General features: G+C 65.3%; 25 protein-coding genes and 2 tRNA genes. 9 read left to right on the top strand and 18 right to left on the bottom strand.

Translation table 11 applies throughout. The features are described 5' to 3' along the window. Window positions 1-85: 85 nt before the first annotated feature. Entirely contained in the window at window positions 86-1,171 is a 1,086-nt protein-coding gene (locus ACUYV6_RS03425) for a proteasome assembly chaperone family protein (RefSeq protein WP_449277253.1), read from the top strand. On the opposite strand, the gene mshC is transcribed toward ACUYV6_RS03425, so the two are convergent. From mshC to ACUYV6_RS03410, 3 genes are all read right to left on the bottom strand, one after another. After that, a complete protein-coding gene (gene mshC / locus ACUYV6_RS03420) occupies window positions 1,168-2,436 on the bottom strand; it encodes a cysteine--1-D-myo-inosityl 2-amino-2-deoxy-alpha-D-glucopyranoside ligase (protein WP_449277252.1) in 1,269 nt (422 codons plus the stop codon). The genes ACUYV6_RS03425 and mshC overlap by 4 nt on opposite strands. Then, window positions 2,433-3,299, bottom strand: coding sequence for an undecaprenyl-diphosphate phosphatase (locus tag ACUYV6_RS03415; protein ID WP_449277251.1), 867 nt, complete (start codon window positions 3,297-3,299; stop codon window positions 2,433-2,435). Before ACUYV6_RS03415 ends, mshC begins: the two co-directional genes overlap by 4 nt. 90 nt (window positions 3,300-3,389) lie before the next feature. Further along, window positions 3,390-4,760 (bottom strand): M20/M25/M40 family metallo-hydrolase, encoded by a 1,371-nt coding sequence (locus ACUYV6_RS03410; RefSeq protein ID WP_449277250.1) that lies wholly within the window; start codon window positions 4,758-4,760, stop codon window positions 3,390-3,392. A gap of 104 nt (window positions 4,761-4,864) precedes the next feature. On the opposite strand from ACUYV6_RS03410, the gene ACUYV6_RS03405 reads away from it, so the two are divergent. Continuing rightward, a complete protein-coding gene (locus tag ACUYV6_RS03405) occupies window positions 4,865-5,581 on the top strand; it encodes a TVP38/TMEM64 family protein (RefSeq protein ID WP_449277249.1) in 717 nt (238 codons plus the stop codon). Between the two features lie 18 nt (window positions 5,582-5,599). On the opposite strand, the gene ACUYV6_RS03400 is transcribed toward ACUYV6_RS03405, so the two are convergent. From ACUYV6_RS03400 to ACUYV6_RS03360, 9 genes are all read right to left on the bottom strand, one after another. Further along, on the bottom strand, window positions 5,600-6,772 hold the full coding sequence (locus tag ACUYV6_RS03400) for a hydroxymethylglutaryl-CoA synthase (protein WP_449277248.1): 1,173 nt from the start codon (window positions 6,770-6,772) through the stop codon (window positions 5,600-5,602). Next, window positions 6,769-7,839 carry a hydroxymethylglutaryl-CoA reductase gene (locus tag ACUYV6_RS03395; RefSeq protein ID WP_449277247.1) on the bottom strand — a complete coding sequence of 357 codons (1,071 nt, stop codon included), beginning with the start codon at window positions 7,837-7,839 and terminating at the stop codon, window positions 6,769-6,771. Before ACUYV6_RS03395 ends, ACUYV6_RS03400 begins: the two co-directional genes overlap by 4 nt. Window positions 7,840-7,894: 55 nt before the next feature. After that, a complete protein-coding gene (gene fni, locus ACUYV6_RS03390) occupies window positions 7,895-8,989 on the bottom strand; it encodes a type 2 isopentenyl-diphosphate Delta-isomerase (protein WP_449277246.1) in 1,095 nt (364 codons plus the stop codon). After that, a complete protein-coding gene (locus tag ACUYV6_RS03385) occupies window positions 8,979-10,067 on the bottom strand; it encodes a phosphomevalonate kinase (protein ID WP_449277245.1) in 1,089 nt (362 codons plus the stop codon). The genes fni and ACUYV6_RS03385 overlap by 11 nt, the downstream gene beginning before the upstream one ends. Then, window positions 10,064-11,047, bottom strand: coding sequence for a diphosphomevalonate decarboxylase (mvaD, locus tag ACUYV6_RS03380; RefSeq protein WP_449277244.1), 984 nt, complete (start codon window positions 11,045-11,047; stop codon window positions 10,064-10,066). Before mvaD ends, ACUYV6_RS03385 begins: the two co-directional genes overlap by 4 nt. Beyond that, a complete protein-coding gene (gene mvk, locus ACUYV6_RS03375; RefSeq protein ID WP_449277243.1) occupies window positions 11,044-12,033 on the bottom strand; it encodes a mevalonate kinase in 990 nt (329 codons plus the stop codon). The genes mvaD and mvk overlap by 4 nt, the downstream gene beginning before the upstream one ends. Window positions 12,034-12,520: 487 nt before the next feature. After that, window positions 12,521-12,606 (bottom strand) — tRNA-Leu (locus tag ACUYV6_RS03370). Window positions 12,607-12,751: 145 nt separating this feature from the next. Then, window positions 12,752-13,258 carry a Cys-tRNA(Pro) deacylase gene (ybaK, locus tag ACUYV6_RS03365; RefSeq protein ID WP_449277242.1) on the bottom strand — a complete coding sequence of 169 codons (507 nt, stop codon included), beginning with the start codon at window positions 13,256-13,258 and terminating at the stop codon, window positions 12,752-12,754. 46 nt (window positions 13,259-13,304) lie between these two features. Then, complete coding sequence (locus ACUYV6_RS03360) at window positions 13,305-15,110, bottom strand: DEAD/DEAH box helicase (RefSeq protein WP_449277241.1); 1,806 nt, start codon at window positions 15,108-15,110, stop codon at window positions 13,305-13,307. 23 nt (window positions 15,111-15,133) lie between these two features. Here ACUYV6_RS03360 and ACUYV6_RS03355 point away from each other — a divergent pair, with 23 nt between their 5' ends. From ACUYV6_RS03355 to ACUYV6_RS03345, 3 genes are all read left to right on the top strand, one after another. Further along, window positions 15,134-15,943 carry an SGNH/GDSL hydrolase family protein gene (locus tag ACUYV6_RS03355; RefSeq protein ID WP_449277240.1) on the top strand — a complete coding sequence of 270 codons (810 nt, stop codon included), beginning with the start codon at window positions 15,134-15,136 and terminating at the stop codon, window positions 15,941-15,943. Beyond that, the gene (locus ACUYV6_RS03350) at window positions 15,940-17,139 is read left to right on the top strand and encodes an MFS transporter (protein WP_449277239.1); all 1,200 of its coding nucleotides are present in this window, start codon (window positions 15,940-15,942) and stop codon (window positions 17,137-17,139) included. Before ACUYV6_RS03355 ends, ACUYV6_RS03350 begins: the two co-directional genes overlap by 4 nt. 64 nt (window positions 17,140-17,203) lie before the next feature. Further along, a complete protein-coding gene (locus ACUYV6_RS03345) occupies window positions 17,204-17,554 on the top strand; it encodes a spore germination protein GerW family protein (RefSeq protein ID WP_449277238.1) in 351 nt (116 codons plus the stop codon). On the opposite strand, the gene gluQRS is transcribed toward ACUYV6_RS03345, so the two are convergent. Next, on the bottom strand, window positions 17,551-18,522 hold the full coding sequence (gene gluQRS, locus ACUYV6_RS03340) for a tRNA glutamyl-Q(34) synthetase GluQRS (RefSeq protein WP_449277237.1): 972 nt from the start codon (window positions 18,520-18,522) through the stop codon (window positions 17,551-17,553). The two genes, ACUYV6_RS03345 and gluQRS, sit on opposite strands and share 4 nt — an antisense overlap. 128 nt (window positions 18,523-18,650) lie before the next feature. Here gluQRS and pdxY point away from each other — a divergent pair, with 128 nt between their 5' ends. The 3 genes from pdxY (at window position 18,651) to ACUYV6_RS03325 (ending at window position 20,845) form a co-directional block, all read left to right on the top strand. Then, the gene (gene pdxY / locus ACUYV6_RS03335; RefSeq protein WP_449277236.1) at window positions 18,651-19,502 is read left to right on the top strand and encodes a pyridoxal kinase PdxY; all 852 of its coding nucleotides are present in this window, start codon (window positions 18,651-18,653) and stop codon (window positions 19,500-19,502) included. Window positions 19,503-19,683: 181 nt separating this feature from the next. Further along, on the top strand, window positions 19,684-20,439 hold the full coding sequence (locus ACUYV6_RS03330) for a PIG-L deacetylase family protein (protein ID WP_449277235.1): 756 nt from the start codon (window positions 19,684-19,686) through the stop codon (window positions 20,437-20,439). A 13-nt stretch (window positions 20,440-20,452) separates the two neighbouring features. Then, window positions 20,453-20,845 carry a DUF488 domain-containing protein gene (locus ACUYV6_RS03325; RefSeq protein ID WP_449277234.1) on the top strand — a complete coding sequence of 131 codons (393 nt, stop codon included), beginning with the start codon at window positions 20,453-20,455 and terminating at the stop codon, window positions 20,843-20,845. A 26-nt stretch (window positions 20,846-20,871) separates the two neighbouring features. On the opposite strand, the gene ACUYV6_RS03320 is transcribed toward ACUYV6_RS03325, so the two are convergent. Then, the gene (locus tag ACUYV6_RS03320; RefSeq protein ID WP_449277233.1) at window positions 20,872-21,441 is read right to left on the bottom strand and encodes a hypothetical protein; all 570 of its coding nucleotides are present in this window, start codon (window positions 21,439-21,441) and stop codon (window positions 20,872-20,874) included. A gap of 156 nt (window positions 21,442-21,597) precedes the next feature. On the opposite strand from ACUYV6_RS03320, the gene ACUYV6_RS03315 reads away from it, so the two are divergent. Further along, window positions 21,598-22,359 (top strand): MerR family transcriptional regulator, encoded by a 762-nt coding sequence (locus ACUYV6_RS03315; RefSeq protein WP_449277232.1) that lies wholly within the window; start codon window positions 21,598-21,600, stop codon window positions 22,357-22,359. Between the two features lie 47 nt (window positions 22,360-22,406). On the opposite strand, the gene ACUYV6_RS03310 is transcribed toward ACUYV6_RS03315, so the two are convergent. From ACUYV6_RS03310 to nadD, 4 genes are all read right to left on the bottom strand, one after another. After that, window positions 22,407-22,482, bottom strand: a tRNA-Ala gene (locus tag ACUYV6_RS03310). A gap of 35 nt (window positions 22,483-22,517) precedes the next feature. Next, entirely contained in the window at window positions 22,518-22,925 is a 408-nt protein-coding gene (rsfS, locus tag ACUYV6_RS03305; protein WP_449277231.1) for a ribosome silencing factor, read from the bottom strand. Between the two features lie 77 nt (window positions 22,926-23,002). Next, a complete protein-coding gene (locus ACUYV6_RS03300; protein ID WP_449277230.1) occupies window positions 23,003-24,916 on the bottom strand; it encodes a hypothetical protein in 1,914 nt (637 codons plus the stop codon). Further along, window positions 24,917-25,513: a nicotinate-nucleotide adenylyltransferase gene (gene nadD, locus ACUYV6_RS03295; protein WP_449277229.1), complete on the bottom strand. Its 597-nt coding sequence runs from the start codon at window positions 25,511-25,513 to the stop codon at window positions 24,917-24,919. Window position 25,514 lies beyond the last annotated feature (1 nt).

The following is a 25,514-nucleotide window of genomic DNA, read 5'->3' as shown; positions in this document are numbered from 1 at the left end:
ACGAGTCTACCGAGCCGCGGCGGTACCCTGTACTGATCCGGTTCTTGCTGAACCGGGACCGAACCCGTGAGGAGCCGCAGCACCCGTGACCCCCGCAGACTCAGGCGCCGAACCGCCGCGCATACTCATCGCCGCCTTCGAGGGCTGGAGCGATGCCGGAGCAGCCACGACGACGGTGCTGCAGCACCTCGGCGAACTGATGCATCTGGAACCGCTGCACGCGATCGGCGCCGAGGGCTACGTTGACTTCCAGGTGCACCGCCCCAAGCTGGGTCGTGACGAGCACGGTAATCGCGTGCTCGACTGGCCCGACACCCGCCTCTTCGGTGAGATCCAGCGCCCCGGAATCGCGGGGCTGGACTCCCCCGGCGAGGCACTCGCAGAGATGACCGAAGATACGGTGCGACGACTCGACGGCAGTCGCGCGCGCGGCATCTTCCTGCTCGCAGGCGTCGAGCCGTCACGGGATTGGCGATCCTTCGCCGATGAGATCGTCGAACTCGTCGACGTCTGGGGCATCGATTCGGTCGTGCTCCTCGGATCGATGTACTCCGACTCGCCGCACTCACGACCGATCGCCGTCTCACTGTCGAGCGAGAATCCGAAGGTCCGGGCCGCGACCGGAGCAACGCGCTCCGATTATGAAGGGCCGGTAGGCATCTCGACCGTCATCGATCTCGCATTCATCGAGGCCGGCATCGACTCGCTGTCTCTCTGGGCAGAGGTGCCGCACTATGTGCACAGCTCACCGTCTCCCAAGGCGACCCTCGCACTCCTCGACAAGCTCGAAGAGCTCCTCGATATCGTGATTCCACGCGGCGAGCTCCTCGACGAAGCGACCGAGTGGGAGGCGAACATCAACCGCATCGCCGACGCCGACGAAGACATGTCTCGCTACATCCGCACGCTTGAAGAGTCGCGGGACGCCACGATGGCGGCCGAGGCCTCCGGCGACGCGATCGCGATGGAATTCGAGCGACTGCTCGACGATGCCCGACTGCTTTCGGATACCGGGAGCACCGACGCCGACAGCGCCGACCCCGGGAGCACCGACGCCGAAGGGAAGTCTGCCGAGACCCCGAAAGCCGACGACAGCGTCACCGAAGACGTCGAAACCGAAGACGCCGATACCGAGAACACCGATAGCGGCTCTTCAGACGACGAGGCTTAGTCCTCGGTCTCCCGCTCGACGAGCCGCACGCCGAGCAGCGCCTCCGACGCATCCGCGACCAGGCCCGGATCATCGACGCCCTGGGCGAGCGCGGAGTCAAGGATCGCCAGCATCACCGGCGTATCGAGGTCGTTCGCGAAGGCGGCACGCAGCTGCTGGAGCACTACGACTGACGAGACGGGCTCCTCCGGTTGCAGTTCGAGGCCCGCACGCCACGCTGCGAGGCGACGCTGCGCCGTCGCCAGGTCTTCATCCTTCCACTCCCACTCCGTACGGTAGTGATGCGCCATGAGACCGAGTCGGATGGCCGACGGATCGGTCCCGCTGTCGAGCAGCTTCGAGATGAAAACAAGATTGCCTCGAGACTTCGACATCTTGTACCCCTGGTACGAGACGAGCGCCACGTGGCAGTAGGCGTGTGCGAGAGGAGTACCCGACAGTGACGTTGCATGAGCCGCGGTGAACTCGTGGTGCGGGAAGACGAGGTCTTGCCCGCCGCCCTGCACGGTGAACACACCGCCGAGCGCGCGAGTCGCGATCACCGAGCATTCGATGTGCCAGCCCGGACGCCCGGTGCCGACGGATGATTCCCAGCTGGGCTCCCCGTCTCGTGCGGCACGCCAGAGCAGCGGGTCCAGGGGGTCGCGCTTGCCAGGGCGGTCCGGATCTCCGCCGCGTTCAGCGCTGAGATGCCGCATCATGCTGCGCTCGTATTCGGCTGCGACATCTCCGAGACGCCACTGCGTGATCTTCTCGGCGGCATTCGTGTCGAAGTAGATGTCTTCGCCTTCGGCGTCGGGCGTCTCGATGTAGTAGGCCACCCCCTTCTCGAGCAGCCCCTTCACCGCCCCGGCGATCTCGTCGATCTGTTCGGTCACTGCCACGTAGTGCTGCGGCGGCAGCATGCCGAGCCGGAACATGTCTGAGCGGAACAGCCCGATCTGTTCATCCGCCAGGGCACGCCAGTCCACTCCGTTGGCGTTCGCACGCTCGAGCAGCGGGTCGTCGATATCGGTGATGTTCTGGGCGTAGACGACGTTGATGCCCGCATCGAGCCAGGCTCGCTGCATCAGGTCGAACGCCAGATAGGTGAAGGCATGCCCCAGGTGCGTGGCATCGTAGGGCGTGATGCCGCAGACGTACAGGGTCGCGGTGCCGTCGGAGACGCCGGGATGTTCGAACCGCTCGCTCGCGGTGTTGTAGAGCTTCGGGATGGTCCCCTCGCCGGGGAGGTCGGGGATCAGGGGTGGGGTCCAGGTTCTCACTGCGCTCCTCCTGCGGCTGCGATGGCCGTGCCGCCCTCTGCGGAGAGCACTCCGGTGGAGAGCAGCACGATGATGACGATACCGAGCAAGACCCGGTAGATGACGAATGGCATGAAGCTACGCCTCGAGATGTAGCTCATGAAGAATTTGATGACAACGATGGCGACGAAGAATGCGATGACCGTGGCGATCGCCGTCATCGCTATGGGTGCGCCGCCGCTCGGCTCACGCACCTCGCTGAAGAGCTTGTACAGGCCCGAACCGAACACCGCCGGGATCGCCAGCAGGAAGGAATAGCGCACCGCCGCCTCGCGCTTATAGCCGAGGAGCAGTCCGGCTGTATTGGTGCCGCCCGAGCGCGAGACGCCCGGGATGAGCGCGAGTGCTTGGGCGAAGCCGTAGACGAGGCCGTGCTTCCAGGTGAGCTGTTCGAGCGGCCGCGTCTTCGCCCCGACTCGGTCGGCGAGTCCGAGCAGCAGCCCGAACACGATGAGCGTTGTCGCGGTGAACCACAGCGAACGCAGCGACGTGTCGATCTGATCTTCGAATAGGAGTCCGAGAATCACGATCGGCAAGGATCCGAGAATGATCCACCACCCCATGAGCGCGTCAGGGTCGTTCCGCGGCACCGTCTTACCGGGTAAGGATCGGAACCAGCGCCCGATGATCCTCACGATATCGCGCCAGAAGAACACCACGACCGCGGCCTCGGTGCCGATCTGAGTGATCGCGGTGAAGGCTGCACCGGCGTCGCCGATGCCCATGAGCTCGGTCACTATGCGCAGATGAGCGCTCGAAGAGACGGGCAAAAACTCGGTGAGTCCCTGCACGATCCCGAGGATGATGGCCTCGATGATGCTCATTGGGTCCTTTCGCGGATGATGCGGGGCGCGCGTCGCCGCGAGCCGCCGTCCAGACTACCTGGACGGCGGCTGCGGTCGCTTCAGGCTCGGCTAATAGGTGCGCAGCAGATCGACGAGCACTTGGTGCCCGAAGTCGAGCGCGTCCAGGGGTACCCGCTCATCAATGCCGTGGAACATACCCGGGAAATCGAGGTCGGCCGGCAGCCGAAGGGGCACGAAACCATAACCGACGATGCCGAGACGCGAGAGCGGCTTGTTGTCGGTTCCCGCTGAAAGCAGGTACGGCAGCACTTCGGCCTCCGGATCGAAGCGTCGCAGACTTGAGATCATCGCTTCAACGGCTTCCCCGGAGAACGGTGCCTCCATCCCGACATCGGAGTGCACGAACTCGATCTCGATGTCGTCGCCGATGATGCGCTGCACCTCGGCGATGACATCGTCGCGCTCGGCCGGCAGCGTACGAATGTCGACGAGTGCCTCGGCGGTCTCGGGGATCACGTTGTGCTTGTACCCGGCTTTCAACACTGTCGGGTTGGTCGTGTTGCGCAGGCTGGCGTGCACGAACCCGGCTCCGGGCCCGGCTTGCAGCACGAGCTGCTCAGGGTCGATCTCACGCGGATCTTCACCCAGGATTCGGGCGATCTCGTCCACCAACTCGCGCGTCGTGTCGCAGAGCGAGATGGGCCACGCGTGGCGGCCGAGCGCCGCGATCGCCTCTGCGAGCCGCGTAATGACGTTGTTCGGCCAAATACGCGAACCGTGTCCAGCCGCGCCCCGAGCACGCAGCCGCACCCAATCGAGCGCCTTCTCGCCCGTCTGAATGAGATAGGCCCGAGTGCCGGCCAAATCGATCGAATACCCGCCGACTTCGCTGATCGCGGTCTTCGCGCCTGCGAAGAGTTCGGGGTGATGTGTGACGAGGTGGTGCGCACCGTAGACGCTGCCGTTCTCTTCATCCGCGAAGAACGCCAGGATCACGTCGCGCCGAGGCCGCTCGCCCGCGCGCAGCAGCTCAGCCACCGAGCTGAGGATCATGGCGTCCATGTCCTTCATATCGACGGCGCCGCGCCCCCACAGCATCCCGTCCTTCACGACGCCGGCGAAGGGGTCGACACTCCAGTGCTCCGCGTCAGCGGGTACGACATCGAGATGACCGTGCAGAACGAGTGCGGGGAGTTCGGCATTCGCCCCCTGTACCCGGGCGACGACGCTCGCCCTCCCCGGATCCGACTCGAAGATCTGCGGTTCAAGCCCGAGCTCCCGCAGATACGCCGCGACGTATTCTGCCGCGGGACGCTCCGGGTTCGCGTCGCCACCCCCGCGATTCGAAGTATCGATCCTGATCAGATCACGCGCGATCCGCGCGGTCTCCGACAGTTCGGGCGAGACCTCTGCACCACTCGCCGCTCCGCCTGCGACGGCTCCCGAGTCGGTGCTGGTGGCTCTTGCGTCGATGCTCATGCCTCCAGCGTAGCCGCCACCTCCGACGCATGTCGCATCATGTCGGCGTCTCACGCCCGATACTGCGAGCAAGTCGGCCCCGAACTCTCGCCTAGAATGACGGAATGGCTGATGACGCGGAGCACGAGTCTCCTGACGACGCGCCCGCTCACCGATCGCGATGGCCTCGCGGCGGCCCGAACTGGGGCACGGTCATTCGCGACGTGCTGCTCGGAATCGTGCTGCTCCTCATGCTGTGGCTCGCGTTCCATGTGCGGCTGCCGTCTGCCGATCATCTCCGCGACGACCTCGGAGCGTGGGGCGGAGCCGCGTGGCTCGGATTCATTCTGCTCTACGCGCTGGTCGCGATCACTCCGATCCCGATCTCGATCATGGCCGTAGCCGGAGGGGTGCTCTTCGGCGTCGTCGAGGGGAGCATCCTCTCAGTGATCGGAGCCTTCCTCGGCAGCTGGGCCGCGTACTGGCTCGCCCGGGCGCTCGGGAAGAGTGTGGTGAAGCGCCTGCTGGGCCGTCACGCGGCAACCGTCGAGGCGCACCTGGAGAACGCCGGCGTCGAGGCCGTGTACCTGTTACGTCTCATGCCCGGTATCCCCTACTGGCCCGTCAATTACGGCAGCGGAGCCTTCGGCATCTCGCAGCGCGACTTCCTTGTGGGCAGCAGCCTCTCCACCGTGCCGGGTCAGGTGTCACTCGTCGCGATCGGTGCGTTCATCGCCGATCCCGCCGTACTCCCGGCTGTGATCGTCGGTGCGGCTTGGGCGGTCGTCCTCATCATGACGATCTTCGCCTACCGCCGCCTCAAGCGAGCATCGAGGCGCTGAACCCCACTCCTTCGGTGCTCAGACCGCCTCGTAGAGGCGCGCCTTTCCTCGGATACCCGCGAAGCGGAACGGGCCGGCCGTGACGCGAGGCGTCGCGATGTCCTGAGCACTCGGGTACTCCCTGGCGTGCAGCTCACGGTACTCGGCGACCCCGATCGGCTCGCGCGCGTCGAGCGCTCGAGCCATCCGTTCCGCGCCGCCCCTCCCCGCATAGCTCGGTCGCACGACGCCGGTGATGAATTCGCTCACTGCGCCTGATCCGTAGCTGAACAGTCCGAGGCGCTTTCCTGCGAGGTCTGGGTCGTGGTCGAGCAGTGCGACGAGGCTTCCATAGAGCGAGGACGTGTACGTATTGCCGATCCGGCGGTTGTAGAGCGAACCGGTGACGAGGCCCGTGTCACGTCCATCGCCATCACCGGAGTCGAGATGCGCTCCGGTGTGCGCGGCGAGCTGCACCTGCCCCTTCTTCGCCATCTTCGTGAAGGGCTGATGGTACAGCAGGCGATCGATCTCATCGATGCCGGGGCCGCCGTGAGCCTGAAGGTCGTCCCACGAGCTCGTGAGCGCATCGAGATAGGCGGAGACTGACAGCGCACCGTCGACGACCGCGGTCGAGGAGTCGTTCGGTCGCCAGAAGTCGTCGACATCGTCGGTGTGGATCCCCGACGCGGGTTCGATCTCCACGAGTGCCGGCTCGGCCGCGACAAGCAGGGCGACGGCGCCGGCCCCCTGGGTCGGCTCCCCCGGGCTGTCGAGCTCGTAACGCGCCACATCGCTCATGATCACGAGCACGCGTTCTCCGGGTGCCCGGCTCACGATGCCGACGGCGGCCTGCAGCGCCGCGGTACCGCCGTAGCAGGCCTGCTTGAACTCCGTGACCCGCACATTCGAGGGAAGGCCCAGGAGTCGATGCGCGGCGACACCGGCCGCCTTCGACTGGTCGACCCCCGACTCGGTTGCGAAGAGGAGGGTTCGGATGCCCTCCGCGCCATTGCGCTCGATGATCGGCCGGGCCGCCGCCGCGCCCATCGTGACGATGTCCTCGTCGGGCGCGGGGAAGCCCATCTCATCCTGTCCGAGCCCCAGACGGTACTTATTCGGGTCCGTGCCGTTCGACTCCGCGATGCGCGCCAGATCGACCACATAGTGGGCGGTCGCAAGTTCGATGTCGTGAATGCCGATCGCGGTCATGCGTCGCGCTCCTTGTTCCGTTCCATGAGCAGGTGGGTCGCCATCAGCTCCCCGGGATTGGTCTGCGCGGCGAGCAGTGAGAGCTCACCGCACAGCACGGTCGCCGCCATCAGGGCGGCAAGTCGGCGGGCGTTCGCGCCCGGTTCGCGTTCCTCGCGGCACCCGAGCTGCTCGAGCGCGGAATCGGCGGTCGCAAGATGCTTGCCGTTACCGACAGTCCCGACGATGAGGTGCGGCAGCGTGCACGAGAAGTACAGCCCCTCCTCGCGGTCCTCCGCATAGGTAATACCCTGCGAACCCTCCACAATGTTGGCCGCGTCCTGGCCCGTGGCCAGGTAGAAGGCGAGCAGCATGTTCGCATAGTGCGCGTTCGCCGAACGCAGCGCGCCCGCAATGGTACTGCCGACGAGATTCTTGCGCACCACGATCTCGGCCATGCGCTGCGCAGTCGTGCGCAGACGGCGATGCACGACTTCGTGCGGGAGGAGGATGTCGGCGACGACGTTCCGACCACGACCCAGGATGCCGTTCACCGCGGTCGCCTTCTTGTCCGAGCAGAAGTTACCCGAAATGGACCCGTAGCCCAGCCCTAGACCCCACGACAGGATGCGTTCCATGAGAGCATCTGCCGCATTCGTGACCATGTTGTGCCCCGAAGCATCACCTGTGCGGAAGGCGAACCGCGTGAAGAGCAGGTTGCCCGTGATCTCGGTATGGATCTCGATGAGCCTCGCATGGCGACTGCCGGCCTCGACAACGGCCTGCAACTCAGCCGTACGCTCCCGGATGATGCGTGCCCCTGCCTCGGCGGCGATCGCGCTCCCAGCGACGAACAGTGTGGATCGCGTCATACGCTCATCGACGACGACAGTACGGATCCCTCCCCGAATTTCACGGGAGATGCTCGCGCCACGGCCGACCGACGGCCACAAGGGCGTCTCGTACGTGGCGAGCGGTACCGAGATCTCGGTGTGCTGCGCACCACTCGAAACCGCCTCGCCGCTGATACGCAGCGGCCCGACCCAGCGCGTGGGAACGGCGGTACTGAAGGTCTCTGATTGATTCACTGCGAAGTCTTTCTGATGGGAATGCGTGCGAAGCCGGTGCTGCGAGGTCGGACGATCACGAGAGCCGCGCTCGGGAGCGCTGCGCCAGCTCAACGACATCGATGCCGCGCAAACGGCAGAATTCGCCGAGTCGGCCCCGCACCAGCACGTCGGTGGTAAGAAGATCTTCGGCCCTGGCTGCTCCGAGCAGTGCGAAGAGCGCGGTGGTCTGTCGCTGCCAGTCGCGCACGAGCCGAATCAGCCCCTCTGCCTCACCGTCGAGCAGCGCTTCGAGGAAGACACCGGCGACGCCGACGGCACGGGCTCCCAGAGCGAGGGCCTTCACGAGGTCGAAGGAGTGGCGGATCCCGCCCGAGGCAAGCAGGTCGATCCCGTTACGCGGAGCATCGATCAGACAGGCTGGCGCAGACTGCCCGAAGCCCGAGAGCATCGAGTAATCGCTGTCGGTGTTCCGCGCGTTCTCGATGCGCAAGAAGTCGGTCCCGCCGGTGCCGCTGACATCGGCGATCCGCACACCCGCGCCCCGCAGCCGTTCGATCGTGCGACGACTCAGCCCGAAGCCCACTTCCTTTGCGATGACCGGCACCGGCGAGGCCTCGACGATGCGCTCGATGCTGCGCAGCCAATTCGGGAAGTCGCGCGTGCCCTCCGGCATAGCGGTCTCCTGCACCGGGTTCACATGAATCTGCAGGGCATCGGCCTGCAGCAGCTCGACAGCTCGAACCGCATCGTCGGGAGCTCTGCCCGCGCCGAGATTCGCCATCACGAACCCACTCGGGTTCTCTTCACGGATCACCGCGAACCCTCGCGCGGCTTCAGCATCGTCAAGGGCGACGCTCATAGAACCGCAGGCCATCGGCATGCCGGTTTCCCGGGCTGCGATCGCGAGGTCGCGGTTGATACGCGTGGTGAGCTGAGTGCCGCCCGTCATCCCGTTGGCATAGAACGGGGTATCCCACGTCCAATCGCCGATGCGCACCGAAAGATCGACGTGTGCCGCATCGGCGCCGTCAAGCGCATGGTGCACGAACTCGAGATCGTCGAATTCGTTCCGCGCAGGCGCGTCACGTCGCTGCTGTTGCGCGAGACGCACATGGTCATCCTTGCGTTCCGCGCGCAAGGCCCGGGAGTCCGTCGGGTCAGATCTCATCGACTCCTCCTTCTGCCGGGTGCACCGAGAGGTTGAGGTGCCGGATGTCGTGGGCCTCCCAGCCGAGGAGGATCTCACGAGTCCGATCCGCCTCGCCGACGAGGGCGATACCGCAGTCGCCTCCGCCGGCGCCGGAGGGCTTCCCCGCGGCCTCGTATTGCTCCGCGACGTCGCAGAGCGCTTGGAGCTGCTCGGTCTCGATGCGCATGCGCGATGCCGCCTCGAGTCGCTGCAGGAGTCGACGAGCACGGCGGAGGCATGCAATCGCGCCGGCACCGCCGGATTCGAGCGACTCGACCAGCGCGTCGACGCAAATCCGGCTCTCGGCGACGAACGAGTCGTAGACGAGCGGGTCGGCCTCATCGGGGCGCCGGACGCTGCGTACCAACTGCTCAGTAGACGCGGGAGACCCGGTCCATCCGACGAGCAACCGCAGAGCATCTGGCGGAGGCAGGCGAGTGATGGTGCACTCGGCCCACTCCTCAGAGCGCAGCGTGCGTGCCACACCGTGCACCGCACGGTGCAGACGGAGCGCTTCGCGATCCGGGGAGGTGTAGCGGATCCACCCGCCGAACGTCGTCGCGGCGAGGTCTCCGCCCGACGCATTCGGGGCCACCTCGATGGTCGCGAGCAGAGCGAGTTTGAAACGCTCGGTGCGTGTGAGACCGAGGTCGTAGAACTCGTCAATCGCGCAGATCACAGCTGTCGTCACTGCGGCGGAGGATCCCAGCCCGAACTTCCTACCGCTCGTGTCATCGAGTTCGCTGGAGATGTCCAGATCGAAGTAGCGCGGCGCGGCGCCGAGCTCCGCCCTGAGCTGTTCCATGGTCGAAATGGCGGACAGCACATAATCGAGCGGACGGTGCTCCACTGCGATGGCGTTGCCGTCGGGCTCCCGCACCCAGACGAGCGGGGCCCGGCCGTACTCGCTCGAGCGGATTCGGCCGGCTTCATGGCTTTCAGCGAGCCGGACGGAGATATACCGGTTGACCGCGACGAGTACGGCCGGTTGACCGGGTTCAACCACCGCGTACTCGCCGGCGATGAACAGTTTGCCCGGGGCTCGGGTCTCGATCACAGCCCGACCTCCCCCGCGTCCGCCTCGGGAATCAGCTCGGCCCCGCCTCCGGGGCCGACGACACGGACCTCGCCGAACTCCGCGAGGGCGCGAGCGACGGTATCTGCATCATCCGGGCGGGTGATGACGGCGACGTTCGGTCCCGCGTCCGCCGTCGAATACGCTTCGATGCCCTGCTCACGCAGCGCGACTACCGCATCGAACACCGCGATGCTCTGCGGGGACAGATAGCGGATCGGAGGCTCGGTCGATTGGATCACCGCGTGCATCCGCAGCGCGTGCGATTCGGTGAGACGCCCGATAGTAGTGAAATCCGCCGCGCCGCAGGCCTCGAGCATCTGCTCCAGCGTCTCCTCCGTCGAACTCACCCAGGCGTCGTAGAACGGCGAAGTCGCGGCCGTGAGGCGCATCGCCTCCCGACTCGACACCGCCTTGCGACTGCGCGAGAGCGTGACGATGATCATCCGCATGTCCGGGGCGTCGACGGGCTCCGCGTACGAGGTCTCATCACCGTCTCCGGCGTGCCAGACAGCAACACCCGGAGCGATCGACCGGCACGCCGACCCCGAACCCCGTCGTGCCAGGCGGCTGAGCGCCGGCGCGTCGAGGTCGAGACCGTAGGCAGTCGCAGCTGCGGTGGCAAGCGCCGCAAAGCCGGAAGCCGAAGATGCGAGCCCCGCACCGGTCGGCACCGAGTTGCGCGTGCGCACGAAGGCTCGCTGATCTGAGCCTGCGAGCGCGCGGACGTGGTCGAGGAACTCCGAGACTCGGCGCAGCTGCTCACTATCGGCCGCGGCCCCGCCCAACTGCAACTGGTCCTCCGCTGCGTCAGGCGAGGGCTCGACCGCAGTGACGGTCGGGAAGGCGTCGAGGGTCAAAGACAGACTCCCCGCGGCCGGGAGCATGAGAGATTCGTCGCGTTTGCCCCAGTACTTGACGAGCGCGATGTTCGGGAATGCGCGAGCGGTTGCGATACTCATACGGCAGGCACCGCCGTGGTCCAAGTGCGCGCGGCACCGGCGGTACGCAGCGCCAACGAGATGCGCTCAGCGTCGTCTGCCGACGGGGCGAGCGCGAGCACGCACCCCCCGAGTCCGCCGCCGGTGAGCTTGGCGCCGTAGGCTCCTGCACCGGTTGCGGCCGCGACGAGCACATCGAGGTCCACCGTGCTGACACCCAGTCGACCGAGGAGACGGTGCGCCTCGACCATCCGTGCTCCCAGAGCTTCGGCCGATCCTGCAGCAAGATCGTCGAGAGACGCTTCCGTGAGCTCCGAGAGCTGCTCGATCAGGTCGTCGACGAGACCGGGGTCGAAGGATCGCAGATCTCGCACTCCCGCGACGGCCTCGGCCGTGCAACCTGAAGCTCCGGAGTCCGCGATGACGAACGTGAGCGGTGCACCGACGCTGACCGCCGATACCTCGCCGCTCTGGAAGCGGATCGGCCCGGTCGCAGCGACTGCCCGCGCATCGATGCCGCTGGGGTTGCCGTGGGCGACGCTCTCAGCACGCTGCACGATGCGATGCAGTGCCTCGGAACTGAGACTCACGCCGTGTTGATCGGCCACAGCGCGCGCCACCGCCGCTGCGACTGCGGCACTCGACCCCAGGCCGCGGCCATGCGGGATCGCGCTGCGGATGCGCAGCTGCACGTGCTCATCTGCATCCCCGGTCATCTCCAGTGCGGCGCGCGCGGCAGCGACCACTGGCCCCATCAGTGCCGGGGCTGCTGCCGCGGACCCTGCGAAGAGTTCACTTTCGATGCGCGTCTCGGCATCGGGAGTGGCGTGCATCTCAACCTGCACCTCGAGCCCGTGCAACGGCACGGCGATCGCAGGAGCACCGTAGACGACGGCGTGCTCTCCGAAGAGGATTGCTTTCGCGTGGGCGAGACCCGTACCGTGCCTCGTGTCGTGCTGGGTACAGGCAGCGGTCTCTCGCAATAGCGGCGAGGCGATCCTGCTCATTCGGTTCCGTTCCGGTATGGTCACCGCTCACTGCGGCGCACGACGCGCAGGAAGAGGGGCGGATCGCTCCGCCCCTCTTCAGACGCCCGTGTAATTCGTTCTAGGGAGCTTCAACGATGATACGCCCCAAGCATTCCCCGATCCTCAATCACGACGAGTCCGGAGGAGCGACGTCGATGAAATGGCGTCCGATTCCCGTGCATGTCGTGAACTTCACCCGTGCGGGATCCGCTCGAGTGTTCGCCGAGAGCGCCGGGCTCGGCAGGCGCAGCGAGGGTCGAGAAACTTGCGCGAGATCTGAATCTTGCGTCGGTTTCTCGACCCTCGCCTCATTTTCCGGACCTCATATCGGCCGCGGCGATCGCCAGGACCCGAGAACCTGAAACCAGGAAAGTTCGACTCACGGTTCCGTTTCGAGCGGTTTCAACGACAACAACCCTTGACGCCGGAGTTCAGTCCCAGTGTCAAGGGTTGTTATTCATTCGCGTGCGCGAGGGGGGACTTGAACCCCCACGCCCTAATACGGGCACTAGCACCTCAAGCTAGCGCGTCTGCCAATTCCGCCACCCGCGCGAATGGTCCGGGCCATCATCGGCCGAACAGAGAATAACTTAGCACGGATTCGATTGCAGAACGAATCCGGCCGGGTTCTGCGCGGCTGCCGGGCGCGTCGTACTCGCGCCAATACGAAGCCCTGTGTTTCCGGGCATGTGACGGGTCAATTCTGCCGGGCGACGACCGCCCACACTGCGGTGGTCGCGCGTACCAGATCATTCGGATCGAGTTCGATGTCGAAGCCTCGACGGCCCCCTGACACGAGTACGGTCGCGAACGACCTGGCCGACTCATCGATGACTGTCGGCAGACGCGTGCGCTGCCCGATCGGACTGATCCCGCCAACCGTGTATCCGGTCTTTCGTTCTGCAACGGCGGGATCGGCCATGAGCGCGCGTTTGCCTCCGCACGCTGCGGCGAGCGCCTTCAGGTCGAGCCGTCCCGTCACTGGAACGACGGCCACGACGAGTGAACCATCAACCTCGGCGAGCAATGTCTTGAATACCCGGTTCGGGTCCGCCTCAAGCTTCTCGACTGCTTCAGCGCCGAAATCTTTCACTGCCGGATCGTGCTCGTAACTGCGCACTTCGTACGACATGCCGAGGTGTACGAGTGCACTGGTCGCCGGCGTCGCTCCAACGCCGGTTGCTGATCTTGCCCGCCTTCCCACGCCCTCGATCCTATGCGAGGGGATCCCAGCACGCCCGGTGTTGAGGCTACGGACTCAGTCGACGGCGCAACAGCTCAATTCGCTTCTGCAGCTGCGTCACGGTCGCTTGCGGAACCGCGGGGCCGCCGCAGATTCTCCGCAGCTCGGTGTGGATGGCTCCGTGCGGCTCACCAGAGGCCCGCGACCACATCCCGACGAGCGAGTTCAGCAGCTTTCTCTGGTCCCCTAGGGTGCGGTGCAACGCTTCGGGGCGCTCGGCCCGCTCGGGGGCGTGTTCGAGAATCCCCTGCCTCTGTGCGCTACGCCGTGCCTGCCTGGCCTGCCGTTGCTGCAACAAGGCGCGCACTTCCTGCGGTTCGAGCAGTCCCGGGAAGCCGAGGAAGTCGAGTTCCTCTTCGGTCTCAACTTCGGCATAGCCTCCGAACTCTGCACCATCGAACACGGCCCGGTCGAAATGTGCATCCGACCCCAGAGCCTGGTAGACGAACTCGCCTTCTGCAAGGTCGGAAGAGGCTCGATCCTCACGTTCGGCCTCGGCCATCAGGACCGCCTCGGCGTCCCACATCTCTTCGGTGCTCTTCGGCCCCTCGAGTACATGCCCGCGTTCCTTCTCGAGCTCTGCCGCGAGCTGCATGAGCGCGGGCACGTTCGGAATGAACACCGAAGCGACCTCGCCTCGGCGGCGGGACCGCACGAAACGACCGATAGCCTGCGCGAAGAAGAGCGGCGTCGATGAACTGGTCGCGTAGACACCGACTGCGAGACGGGGCACGTCGACGCCCTCCGAGACCATTCGGACGGCCACCATCCATCGGCTCTCCCCTGCCGAGAATTCGTCGATCCTCTGGCTGGCACCGGAATCGTCCGAGAGAATCAGGGCAACCTGCTCTCCAGTGATCTCCTGGAGCTGGGACGCATAGGCCTTGGCAGATGCATGGTCGGTCGCGATGACAAGACCACCGGCATCCGGGATCTGCTGGCGCACCTCGGTGAGACGGCGATCGGCAGCATGCAGTACCTTGGCGATCCATTCGCCTGCCGGATCGAGCGCCGTGCGCCACGCCTGAGCGGTGATGTCTTTGGTGTTGCCTTCGCCGAGACGCGCCTCCATCTCCTCTCCGGCCGACGTCTGCCAGCGCATCTGGCCCGCGTAGACCATGAAGATGACCGGGCGCACGATGCCGTCGGCCAATGCGCGCCCGTAGCCGTAGTCGTAATCTGTGACAGAGATCTTCGAACCGTCGCCCTGCGGGGCGTACTGCACGAACGGGATCGGGGCATCGTCGGAACGGAACGGCGTACCCGTGAGCGAGAGACGTCGCTTCGCTGACCCGTAGGCCTCACGGATCGCGTCACCCCAGCTGAGGGCGTCACCGCCGTGATGCACCTCATCAAGGATCACCAGAGTGTCGGCGCTCTCGGTGAGCATCCGGTGCTGAATCGGCTTCATCGCAACCTGGGCGTAGGTGACGGCGACACCGTGATACTGGCGCCCGTATGCAAGCCCGTCGTTGTTGGAGTAGTGCGGATTGATCCGAATGCCGGCTCGTGCAGCAGCATCCGCCCACTGAGTTTTCAGATGCTCCGTCGGAGCAACGACGACGATCTGGGTGACCGTACGAGCTGCGCGCAGGATCGCGGCAAGCCTGAGCGCGAATGTCGTCTTCCCCGCTCCCGGGGTCGCCGATGCCAGGAAGTCGCGCGGCGCAACCTCCAGATACCTCTTGATGGCCTCCTCCTGCCAGGCGCGCAGGCTGCCGGCGGTGCCTCTCGCTGCGCGTTCGGGGTACGCGGGAGGCAGGTGTTCGGCGGCGCTAGTGCCCGGGAGATGCAGGCCGTGCTCCGAATCCATCACGACGTTCTAGACTAGCTGCTATGTCCTCTACTGAATCACCGGAGCTCCCATGGTCGCGCTTCGTTGCCCTCGGTGATTCATTCACCGAGGGTGTCGGTGACCCGGAGCCCGAGAGCCCCGGCGGTTTGCGCGGTTGGGCAGACCGCGTGGCCGAAGTGCTGAGCGGCTATGACGACGAGTTCGCATATGCGAATCTCGCGGTGCGGGGCAAGCTCATCAAGCAGATCGCGGAGGAGCAGATCGAGCCGGCCCTGGACCTGCGGCCCGATCTCATCAGCCTGTGCGCCGGAGGCAATGACGTCATCCGCCCTGGCACCGATCCCGACGAGGTCACCGCCAAGCTCGAGCGCGTCGTGGAGCGCCTGCGCGAGGGTGATGCCACTCTGCTGCTCTTCACCGGGGTCGACACCGCGTTCCAACCGGTGTTTCGTTCCATCCGGGGCAAGGTCGCGATTTTCAATGAGAACGTCCGTAAGATCGCTCAACGCCATGACTGCGTAGTCGTGGACCAGTGGGCGCTCGAAGAGCTGCAAGACAGCCGCTACTGGGCTGGTGATCGTCTCCACTTGAACGCGCTCGGTCACCACACGATCGCCCGGGCCGCGCTCGACGCACTCAACGTTCCGCACGACTTGGAGCCCCTGGATCCCCCGCCCCTTCCCGTGCGCAGTTGGCGCCAGGCGCGCAAGGACGATGTGGTGTGGGCACGTGAGTATCTCGTCCCGTGGGTGATCCGCCGTATTCGCCACCAGTCGTCGGGTGACGGGATCCTCCCCAAGCGCCCCGATGCCGTGAGCCCACGCCGCGGCCGGTACGGTCACGAGGAGTGAAGGCCCGCCGCTCGGTTCTCCCGGCACTTGTCGCTCTCGCACTCGGCGGCTTCGGTATCGGAGCCACCGAGTTCGCTGCGATGGGCCTGCTTCCCGAGATCGCCCAGAATCTGCTCCCCGAGCAGTACGCGTCGCAGCCTGAGACCGCACTCGGGCGCGTCGGCATCCTCATCTCCGCGTACGCGCTCGGCGTGGTCGTCGGTGCCCCCACGATCGCGGCGTGGGTTGCGAAGTACCCGAGGAAGGTGGTGCTGCTCTGGCTCGGCGTTTCGTTCACGGTACTCACCGCGGTCTCGGCGATGGCCCCCACACTGGAAACCGCAGTGGTCGCCCGCTTCCTCGCGGGGCTTCCCCACGGAGCATACTTCGGCATCGCGTCTCTGGCCGCCGCCGACCTCATGGGGCCGGGGAAACGCGGGCGCGGTGTGGCCTCGGTGCTTCTCGGGCTGACGATCGCAAACATCATCGGCGTGCCACTGGTCACTGCGCTGGGACAGGCGTTCAACTGGCGAGTGGCCTACTTCGTCGTCGCGGCCATCTTCGCTTGCGCGACCGTAGCGATCGCAGCGACGGTGCCGGCGCAGCCCGGACAACCGGGAGCGACCATCCGATCTGAGCTTTCGGCGCTCGCAAGCGGCCGAGTCTGGCTCGCCATCGGCATCGGCGCGATCGGATTCGGTGGCTTCTTCGCCGCTTACAGCTACGTGTCCCCGCTCGTCACCGAGGTTGCCGGTCTCTCGATCTCGACCGTGCCTTGGACGCTCGCCGCGATCGGCGTCGGCATGACGGTCGGCACTGTCATCGGGGGTCGCCTCGCCGATCGCTCACCGCTGCGCAGCCTCGCTCGAATCATGCCCCTCTTTGCGATCATGCTCGGCGTGATCGCGCTGACCGCCGAGTCTCCCATCGCGCTCATCGCCGGGCTGATGCTTCTGGGCGTCGTGAGCTCGACGATGGGACCGCTGGTGCAGGTGCGGCTCATGGATGTGGCCCGTGATGCCCAGACTCTCGCTGCAGCGCTCAACCATTCGGCGCTCAACATCGGTAACGGTGTGGGCGCGGCGCTCGCGGCTGCCGTCATCTCTGCCGGGCTTGGCTTCCGTGCTCCACTCTGGGCCGGAGCAATCCTTGCGGTGTTCGGCATCGTGATGGTGCTCGGCAGCCTCGTCGCCGACCGGCGGACGGGAACTCGCTGAGGGTCCTCTGCGAGCCGCGGCCCGACCCTGTGACCTGAGCACCTCGAGGGCGTAGGCTGAGACCATGGCTCACATCACGAAGGAAATCGCGGAAACCGTCTCGACCGTCGGCGTGGATACCGCCTACGGCGAAGCGATCGATCTCGACGGCACGACGGTGCTCCCCGTCGCTCTTGCGGCCTACGGCTTCGGCGCGGGCGAAGGCGGCGCCGAAGACGGCGCAGAGAAGGACCTGTCCGGATCCGGCGGCGGTGGCGGCGGATACGCCGTGCCGATCGGAGCCTACGTCTCCCGTTCCGGGGTGACTCGCTTCGAGCCGAACACCATCGCACTGCTCGCCGTCGCCATCCCCCTCGTGTGGGTGGCGGGTCGTGCAGTGGGCAGGATCCTGCGCGGCCTGCGCGGCAAGCGCTAAGCAGGGTCCTCTCCGCGAAGCGAGTCGGCGCCTTCCCACGTCCACGGCGTGCGCGGCAGCGACTGCGGCGAGAAGCGCTCGAGCAGCGTCGCCATTTCCGGTTGCTCGCCTCGCTCGGCTAACCCGAGCGAGGTCGCGAGCACACCTCTGAGCATCGCGGCGTCGGTTCCCTGATCCCGAAGCTCTCGCAACGTCACGGCCCCATCGCGCTTGGCGAGACGCGCACCGCTCGACCCCAGCACGAGCGGCACGTGCGCGTAGCTGGGCGTCGGCAGGCCCAGGAGCTGCTGCAGCATGATCTGACGCGGAGTCGATGAGACGAGATCGTCACCGCGAACCACCTGATCGACCCCTGACTCCGCATCATCGATCACCGCGGCGAGGTTGTATGCGACCGTCCCGTCGCCGCGTTGCAACACCAGATCATCGATCTCACCGCGCACCGGGCCTCGAATGAGGTCGTCGAAACCGTACTCAGCGGCTGATCCTTGCGGCGCACGCAACCGCAAGGCCGGGAGCCGAGGAGAGATCGATGCTCGGGCCGCCGCGCGCTCGGCATCTCCGCGATCTCTGCAGGTGCCGGGATATGCGCCCGGAGGTGCATGCGGCGCAGTCGGTGCTGCGAGGATGTCTTTCCGCGAACAGGTGCACTCGTAGACGAGACCCTGCTCGGCCAGGCACCTGATCGCCTCTGCGTAGCGCGCCTGCTGGTTCGTCTGGCGAACGGGGTCACCGTCCCAGTCAATGCCTATGTCCGCAAGATCGGCGAGTTGCGACTCCGCTGCCCCGCTGTCGCGCGCCCGATCCAGATCCTCGATTCGCATCAGGAAGCGGCGTCCCGTCGAACGCGCGAAGAGCCAAGCGACGAGTGCGGTACGCAGGTTGCCGAGGTGCAGATCCCCCGAGGGGCTCGGCGCATACCGCCCGGCCCCTTGAGCAGCACTCCCCGGTACGGTATCGACGGCCATGCGTCCCATCCTCCCACGCCGTTGTTCCCGTTCCTCCTCGCACCTTCTGGATCGGAGCAGAAACAAGCGTGGTCCATTCAGTTCGCGAGGAAATGGACCACCGAGCGGTGCGGTGGCAAGATCGACACATGAAATTCCTCTCGATACAGTCCGCAGTCGCTTATGGTCATGTCGGCAACTCGGCCGCCATGTTCCCCTTGCAGCGCATCGGTGTCGAGGTCATGCCAGTGTTCACGGTCTACTTTTCGAACCACACCGGATACGGCGACTGGACGGGCCGCGCCCTGAGCGCGGACGAGGTGATCGACATCGTGGACGGTGTCGAACGGCGCGGTGGCCTCGACGGCGTAGACGCGGTGCTGTCCGGCTACCTGGGCGGCAGCGGTATCGGCGATGCCGTGCTCGAGACCGTGGGGCGTGTGAAGCAGCGCAACCCCGAGGCGATCTACGCCTGCGACCCTGTCATGGGAAACATCGATACCGGTTGCGTGGTCTCCCCCGAGATTCACGACCTGTTCCGAGATCGCGTTATCCCGCATGCCGATGTCATCACGCCGAACCAGTTCGAGCTGGGTTATCTCACCGGTACTGACCCCGACACGGTCGCATCGACCCTGGAGGCCGTAGATCGCGTCATCTCACGAGGCCCGTCTACCGTGCTGGTGACCAGCCTCAAGCGACCAGATCGACCCGAGGGCACGATCGAAATGCTCGCTGCCACGAGTGAAGAGGCCTGGATAGTGCAGACGCCACTGCTCGACACCACGCCGAGCGGATCCGGCGACGTGACAGCTGCACTCTTCTCCGCACACCTCCGACGCACGGGTGACCTCGCCGACTCGCTCTCACGAACAACCGCGAGCGTCTATGAGCTGCTCGAGAACACCATGCTGGCAGACTCTCGTGAACTGCGCCTCGTGGAATCCCAGGAGGCCTACGTGGCGCCGCAGAGAACATTCGACGTGAGGCGCGTGCGATAACCGAGAAATCTGGACAGATCTGAGCCCGGTACTTCCAGCTCTGCGACGCTGAACTGTAGCGAATCGAACAAGACCCGGACGCAACTCGCCATTGAGCACGCCACGGGCATTCCTCACCATACCCGATCTCGAGGCTTGATGGGCCTTGTCGCCCGAATGCAGTGCCGCCTATCCTGAGCGCATGACTGATTCGGCAACATTGCAGCCCCCTTCGACACCACTCGCCGAGCTTGAAGACGATGACTTTCGACGAGTGCTCGTGGTCGTTGCTCATCCTGACGACATCGAATACGGGACCTCGGCGGCGGTCTCCATGTGGACCGACCGAGATATCGAGGTCGGGTATCTCTTGCTGACCGCCGGTGAGGCCGGCATGCAGCGCCCGCCCGAAGAGGCCGGACCACTTCGACGAGATGAGCAGTGGCGCGCCTGCGAAGCCGTGGGGGTCGAACGGCTCACGATCCTCGACTTCCCCGATGGCATCGTCGAATACGGCATCCCGCTCCGTCGGGCCATTGCTCGCGAGATCCGAGCGTTCCAACCGGACGTCGTCATCAGCGGAAGCGGCGCCGTTCACGTCGCCTGGGGCATCGATCACGCCGATCATCGGGCAGTCGGGCTCGCGACGGTCGACGCGGTTCGCGATGCGGGTAATCGCTGGGTCTTCCCCGAGCAGATTCACGAGGAGGATCTGGCGCCGTGGTCGGCATCCTGGCACCTGCTCACCGGAACGGCTCCGACGCATTACCTTCGGGTCTCATCCGAGGGAGTCGAACGCGCGGTCGCATCACTCGAGGCGCACGAGGCCTACCTCGCCGATCTGCCTTGGCATCCAGCGCCGCGAGACTTCGTACCCGGCCTGCTCGCTTCGCAAGGACAACCGGAGGGGATCGAGCACGCGGTCGCCTTCGCAGTGCAACGCCTGCAGAGCGAGTAAGGGCGCTGCCGGCATGGACATCGCACTCAAACGGGTCTATGAGCCGCCCGCTCCCGAAGATCACTGCAGGGTGCTCGTCGACCGACTCTGGCCTCGTGGCATCTCGAAGGAGCAGGCACACCTCGACCTCTGGGCGAAGAATTCCGCTCCGAGTGCAGAGTTACGGCGATCTTGGCACGCGGACCCGCAGGGGCGCACGGATGCGGGGTTCGAAGCCTTCTCCGCGCACTATCGAGACGAACTCGCCGAATCGCCGGCGCGAGAGGCGCTCGACGAGCTCCTCGCACTTGCGCAGGAGCATCAACGGGTCACGCTCGTCTACGGTGCGAAGGATCCCGAAATGAATCATGCTGTGGTGCTCCGCGAGGTCCTCCTGCGTCGAGGCGAGGAAGCTCGAACCGGTTGAAGCACAGTCCCGCTGAAGCTACGAGCTCATCGGATGTACACGTCGAGGTGGGTGCCAAACGTGCCGCGATCGTAGATCTTGCCCGGGTGTCCGAACGGGGTCTCGAACACGGTGCCCTTCGGCGCGTCGCCGGCGAGCACGATATATCCGTCGGCGTCGCTGACAAATCCGCCATCGTTCACATGCCGTCCGGGAATCTGCAGCCCCTCCCCGGGCAGCACCTGCTGACTGTAGTACGTGAAGCGGTACCCACCCCAGTTCACGACACCGCTGAACATGAATCGTTCGAGGGAATAGAGCGCCTTGGACGAGGACTTCTTCGCGGCGCCGCCGGAGGACTGATCGCCGCCCGCGCTCTCCTCCACACCTGATCTCTCCACGTCGAGCGCGGGCTCCCACCCATCAGCAGAGACGATGCCCTGCTCCTGCTGCGACATCATGGACGCTCGTCCGTCGACTGCGGATGCGCCGGAGAGTGACAGCGGCGCGGTGGCCGCTGCTCCGAGAAATACCACGACCGCCAACGCGGCTGCCGTGCCGCGTATCCGCGACCAACGGGTCGCGCCCGGGGCGGAGGTGTGGAGGACTGAAGACACAATGTAACGATTCTATCTCGGATCGGAAGAGAACAACACCTCAGCCGGTAAGCACGGTGTGCCACCTTCGATTCTGCAAAATCTAAGATTGCGCTTGACGCGACGTCAACTGAAATTGTGATCGATGTACGGAACACGATATGAGAGGTGCACACGATGTCGGATCAGGTCTGGTCGATTCAGGAAGTGACGAAGAGCTCCGGTATCACCAGCCGAGCGCTCAGACACTACCAGCGCGTCGGCCTGCTCGAACCGAGTCGCACCGGGGCCGCGGGCCAGCGGTTCTACGATGCGGAGGCGCTGCTGCGCCTCCAGAGAATCCTCGTACTGCGCGGCCTCGGTCTGGGGCTCCAAGAGATCCGACGTGTGCTTGAGCGACCCACCGACATCGGCGACGCCCTGCGGCACCATGTCGAGGAGCTCGAACAAGAACGCGCACGCCTCGCGACGATCGCCGGCTCCGTGCGAACCACAATTGCCATGATCGAAGCAGAAGGAGAACTCGTGGCAGAGAAGATGTTTGAAGGATTCGACCATACGCAGCACCGCGAGGAGGTTGAAGAGCGTTGGGGAGCAGACGCCTACGAGTCCGCCGATACCTGGTGGAACGCGCTCGGAGCCGATGCGCAGGAGCTGCACCGAAGTGCGCTCAATGCACTAGTGAATGATTTCGCGGGTGCCGCGAGGCGCGGGCTCGATGTGCACAGCGACGACGTGCAGCGGCTTGCAGCACGCCAATTCGAGTGGGTGCGCGCCGGTTGGGGCGGCACTCCCCCGAGCGCGGAGGCGTTCACCGGGCTCGGTGAGATGTACGTCGCCGACCCGAGGTTCGGTGCTGTGTACTCTGCAGACGGCGAGAGCTCCGCCGCGTATGTGCGCGACGCGATGGCCGTCTACGCGAAGCAGCAGCTCACATAGTGTTCTGAATCGAGAAAGCCCCGCCTGAGCGGGGCTTTCTCGATGAATGGTGGATCTGACGGGATTCGAACCCGTGACCCCCTGCATGCCATGCAGGTGCGCTACCAACTGCGCCACAGACCCATGGAAGCCGGGGAAATGCTCCCCCGACAACTCCTCTACTCTACACCATCGTCAGGGAGCCGTTGCAAATCCGTGGGCTCTTCGAGCAGGGGTGCGACGTCGACCACCGGGCAGTCGCCCCACAGTCGCTCAAGCCGGTAATACTCCCGCTCTTCATCGTGGAAGACATGCACGATCAGGTCGCCGAAATCGAGCAGTACCCACCGACCACCGGTGCGCCCTTCGCGCCGAACTGTTCGCACGCCTGCAGCGTTCAGGCGATCCTCAATCTCATCTGAAATGGCTTGCACATTGCGCTCGACCGCGCCGCTCACCACGAGGAACACATCGGCCAGACCGAATTGCTCACCGACCTCCAGCGCCACGGGTGCCGTAGCACCCTTGTCGTCGGCTGCGCGCACCGCGATACCGAGTTGGCGCAGCACATCAGGAGTTTCGTTCACATTTGCCTTTCAAATTGTCGTACCCGGCGAACCGAGCTCACGGCCGAGCCTGACGGTCGTGAGTGATCGGAAAACGATCAACCGAAAAAGCCATTTGTCGCACCCCAGACAACGAGCGCCCCGACCCCGAGCACCAGCGTTCCACCGGTTACGGAAAGAACCAGTGGCAACTTGCTCCGGTCCTTCTTCACCTCGGTGATCGTGGGAACACCGGTCTGCGAGACAGCGCTCACCGCGCGGCGTGCAGACACGGGTCCGCCGTCGCTCTCGGAAGGTACCGGCGCCTGCGGGCTGCCGGGCTCCTCGTCTACCGGATCCATCTCGATGGAGTCGTGCAGCGACGAATGTCCACCTGTCTCGCCAATCGACTTCGGCAAGTCGATGGAGCCCGTCACGAAGAGCTCACCGGTGCCACCGAGCGGCCCGGAAAGGCCGCCATCCTGCGGCATCGAGGGCAGGATCAGAGCCGCCGTGTTCGACCCGTCGGTACCCCCCTCTTCCACCACCGCGCGAGAAATCAGGTCATCGAAGCCACCGGTTGACTGGGCCGGCTCGGTCCGAGGCGCATTCGGCACGACACGAGTCGACGGGTCATCGAATACCGACCGCCATTCCTCGGGAGGAACGATATCCGGGAAAGAGTAACCCTGCTTGGGTTGCTCCGGCTCAGCTTCGCTAGAACTCGATCCTGCTTCCGCTTCCGAACTGTCTGCAGCAGCATTCTCTTCGACAATCTCAGAGAGAACCCCTGCCTCTTCGTCGGCCCGAGCACTCTCTGCAAGTTCCACCTGTTCCGCGACTCCAGCATCCTCTTGACCATCGGTCACGGCGCTGGACTGCTGAGAGTCATCCGGTTCGGAAACATCGCCGACAGCTGCCACCGAAAGGTCTGCGTCTGCAGTGATTTCATCGCTCGCCTCATCGGGAGCTTCAGGCTCCGGCGCAGTATTCTTCGACTTCGACCTGCCTCGACGCCACGGCAAGCGGGATTTCGGCTTCTCTTCGGCGACCTCAGCCGGTGTTTCGGCGAGAGGCTCTGTGGCAGGCAGTTCCGCTGAGGATGGTTCTTCGACGAGTTCGCTGACCGTGGGCACCGCTCCATCCGGCGCCCCTTCCGCCTCGCGAAGATCTTCGAGAGAAAACGGTTCGGTTGGAGCTACGATCTCGTCGAAGCCGGCACCCTCTGCTCCCGCACTCCGATCATCTGAATGCTCGTCAGCCGCACCCCCCGCGGAGTCATCCGCGTCGATGGCCTTCTCTTCCTGCTGACCGGTGTCATCACTCCTGGCAGGTTCAGCATCCGTAGTTGTTGCTTGCGGCGTAGCGCGAGCCCGGTCGAATGCGGAAACAGGTGGCGGTGGCACTTCGGCAGCGGCCGGAGACTCGCTCGGGGACTTCTCCTCGGGCGCGTCGGCAGCCTCCGGCACATCAGCATCATCCGGAGTGTCGCCATCCTCCGGAGCAGCAGCCTCATCCGAAGCTACAACCGCATCCGAGGCAACAGCTTCCTCTGGTTCGGCCGGAGCCTCAGGCTCCTCGACCGGAGCCTCAGGCTCCTCGACCGGAGCTTCAGGCTCCTCAGCCGCGGGTACAGCATCGGGAGCGTCCGAAGCTTCCGCCGCAGCGGCAGCCGCCAGCCGCTCCAACGCTTCCTCGCGCAAGCGCCTCATCTCACGGCGCGTGCGCGGGTTCCCGTCTGCATCGACAGGCGAAATATCGATCTCGGGCTCGGACGCATCAGAGTCTCCAGCATCCTGAGAAGGATCGGGAGCAGCAGATTCGGTGCCATGCAATGAGTCAGCTGGGCCACGGTGCCCTCCGACTTGCGCCGCAGGGACTGCCTGGGCCTCTGCATCGTCCTTGGGAGAATCCGCCGGCTCCTGCGCATCTGCTGCGCTCGGCTGGGCTTCATTGCCCTGCTCGGCCGCGGCCATCTCGAGTAAGCGCCGCTCGCGTCGAGTCAGCGGTCGTGATTCCTGCTGTTCGCTCATCTACGCGTCGCCTCCCTCCTTGTATAACTCGTGCTTCGCAATGTACTGCACTACGCCATCTGGCACGAGATACCACACCGGGAATCCGCGTGAGACGCGACTCCGACAGTCTGTCGACGAAATCGCCAGAGCCGGCACCTCTAACAAGCTTACGTGTTCGCCTGATAATCCAGAAAGCGAGAGTTCATGCCCGGGACGGGACACTGCGATGAAGTGCGCCAGCTCCCAGAACTGCTCGACATCCTTCCAGTTCAGGATCTGCTCCACCGCGTCGGCCCCCGTGATGAAGAAGAGATCCGCGTCAGGAAGCTCTTTGCGGAGATCCCGCAACGTGTCCACGGTGTACGTCGGCCCATCACGGTCGATATCTACTCGGCTCACCCGAAAGCTCGGGTTCGAAGCAGTGGCGATGACGGTCATCAGATAGCGATGCTCGCTCTCCGAGACGTTCGGCTTCTGCCACGGTTGCCCCGTCGGCACGAAGAGAACCTCGTCGAGATCGAAGTGCGATGCGACCTCACTCGCCGCAACGAGGTGTCCGTGGTGGATGGGGTCGAACGTACCGCCCATCACGCCGATGCGGCGCCGGCTACTCACA

This window comes from Leucobacter sp. GX24907 (genome assembly GCF_053567335.1).
This window is presented reverse-complemented; position numbering and strand designations above follow the sequence as displayed.

Excerpts from the sequence above, each read along its gene's own strand:
- mvk (WP_449277243.1), bottom strand. The coding sequence starts at position 12,033 with ATGAGCAGGATCGCCTCGCCGCTATTGCGAGAGACCGCTGCCTGTACC.
- ACUYV6_RS03355 (WP_449277240.1), top strand. The coding sequence starts at position 15,134 with ATGTCCTCTACTGAATCACCGGAGCTCCCATGGTCGCGCTTCGTTGCC.
- mvaD (WP_449277244.1), bottom strand. The coding sequence starts at position 11,047 with ATGAGTATCGCAACCGCTCGCGCATTCCCGAACATCGCGCTCGTCAAG.
- ACUYV6_RS03300 (WP_449277230.1), bottom strand. The coding sequence starts at position 24,916 with ATGAGCGAACAGCAGGAATCACGACCGCTGACTCGACGCGAGCGGCGC.
- gluQRS (WP_449277237.1), bottom strand. The coding sequence starts at position 18,522 with ATGGCCGTCGATACCGTACCGGGGAGTGCTGCTCAAGGGGCCGGGCGG.
- ACUYV6_RS03315 (WP_449277232.1), top strand. The coding sequence starts at position 21,598 with ATGTCGGATCAGGTCTGGTCGATTCAGGAAGTGACGAAGAGCTCCGGT.
- ACUYV6_RS03325 (WP_449277234.1), top strand. The coding sequence starts at position 20,453 with ATGGACATCGCACTCAAACGGGTCTATGAGCCGCCCGCTCCCGAAGAT.
- ACUYV6_RS03330 (WP_449277235.1), top strand. The coding sequence starts at position 19,684 with ATGACTGATTCGGCAACATTGCAGCCCCCTTCGACACCACTCGCCGAG.
- ACUYV6_RS03360 (WP_449277241.1), bottom strand. The coding sequence starts at position 15,110 with ATGGATTCGGAGCACGGCCTGCATCTCCCGGGCACTAGCGCCGCCGAA.
- ACUYV6_RS03345 (WP_449277238.1), top strand. The coding sequence starts at position 17,204 with ATGGCTCACATCACGAAGGAAATCGCGGAAACCGTCTCGACCGTCGGC.
- ACUYV6_RS03415 (WP_449277251.1), bottom strand. The coding sequence starts at position 3,299 with ATGAGCATCATCGAGGCCATCATCCTCGGGATCGTGCAGGGACTCACC.
- ACUYV6_RS03405 (WP_449277249.1), top strand. The coding sequence starts at position 4,865 with ATGGCTGATGACGCGGAGCACGAGTCTCCTGACGACGCGCCCGCTCAC.
- fni (WP_449277246.1), bottom strand. The coding sequence starts at position 8,989 with ATGAGATCTGACCCGACGGACTCCCGGGCCTTGCGCGCGGAACGCAAG.
- ACUYV6_RS03400 (WP_449277248.1), bottom strand. The coding sequence starts at position 6,772 with ATGACCGCGATCGGCATTCACGACATCGAACTTGCGACCGCCCACTAT.
- pdxY (WP_449277236.1), top strand. The coding sequence starts at position 18,651 with ATGAAATTCCTCTCGATACAGTCCGCAGTCGCTTATGGTCATGTCGGC.
- ACUYV6_RS03410 (WP_449277250.1), bottom strand. The coding sequence starts at position 4,760 with ATGAGCATCGACGCAAGAGCCACCAGCACCGACTCGGGAGCCGTCGCA.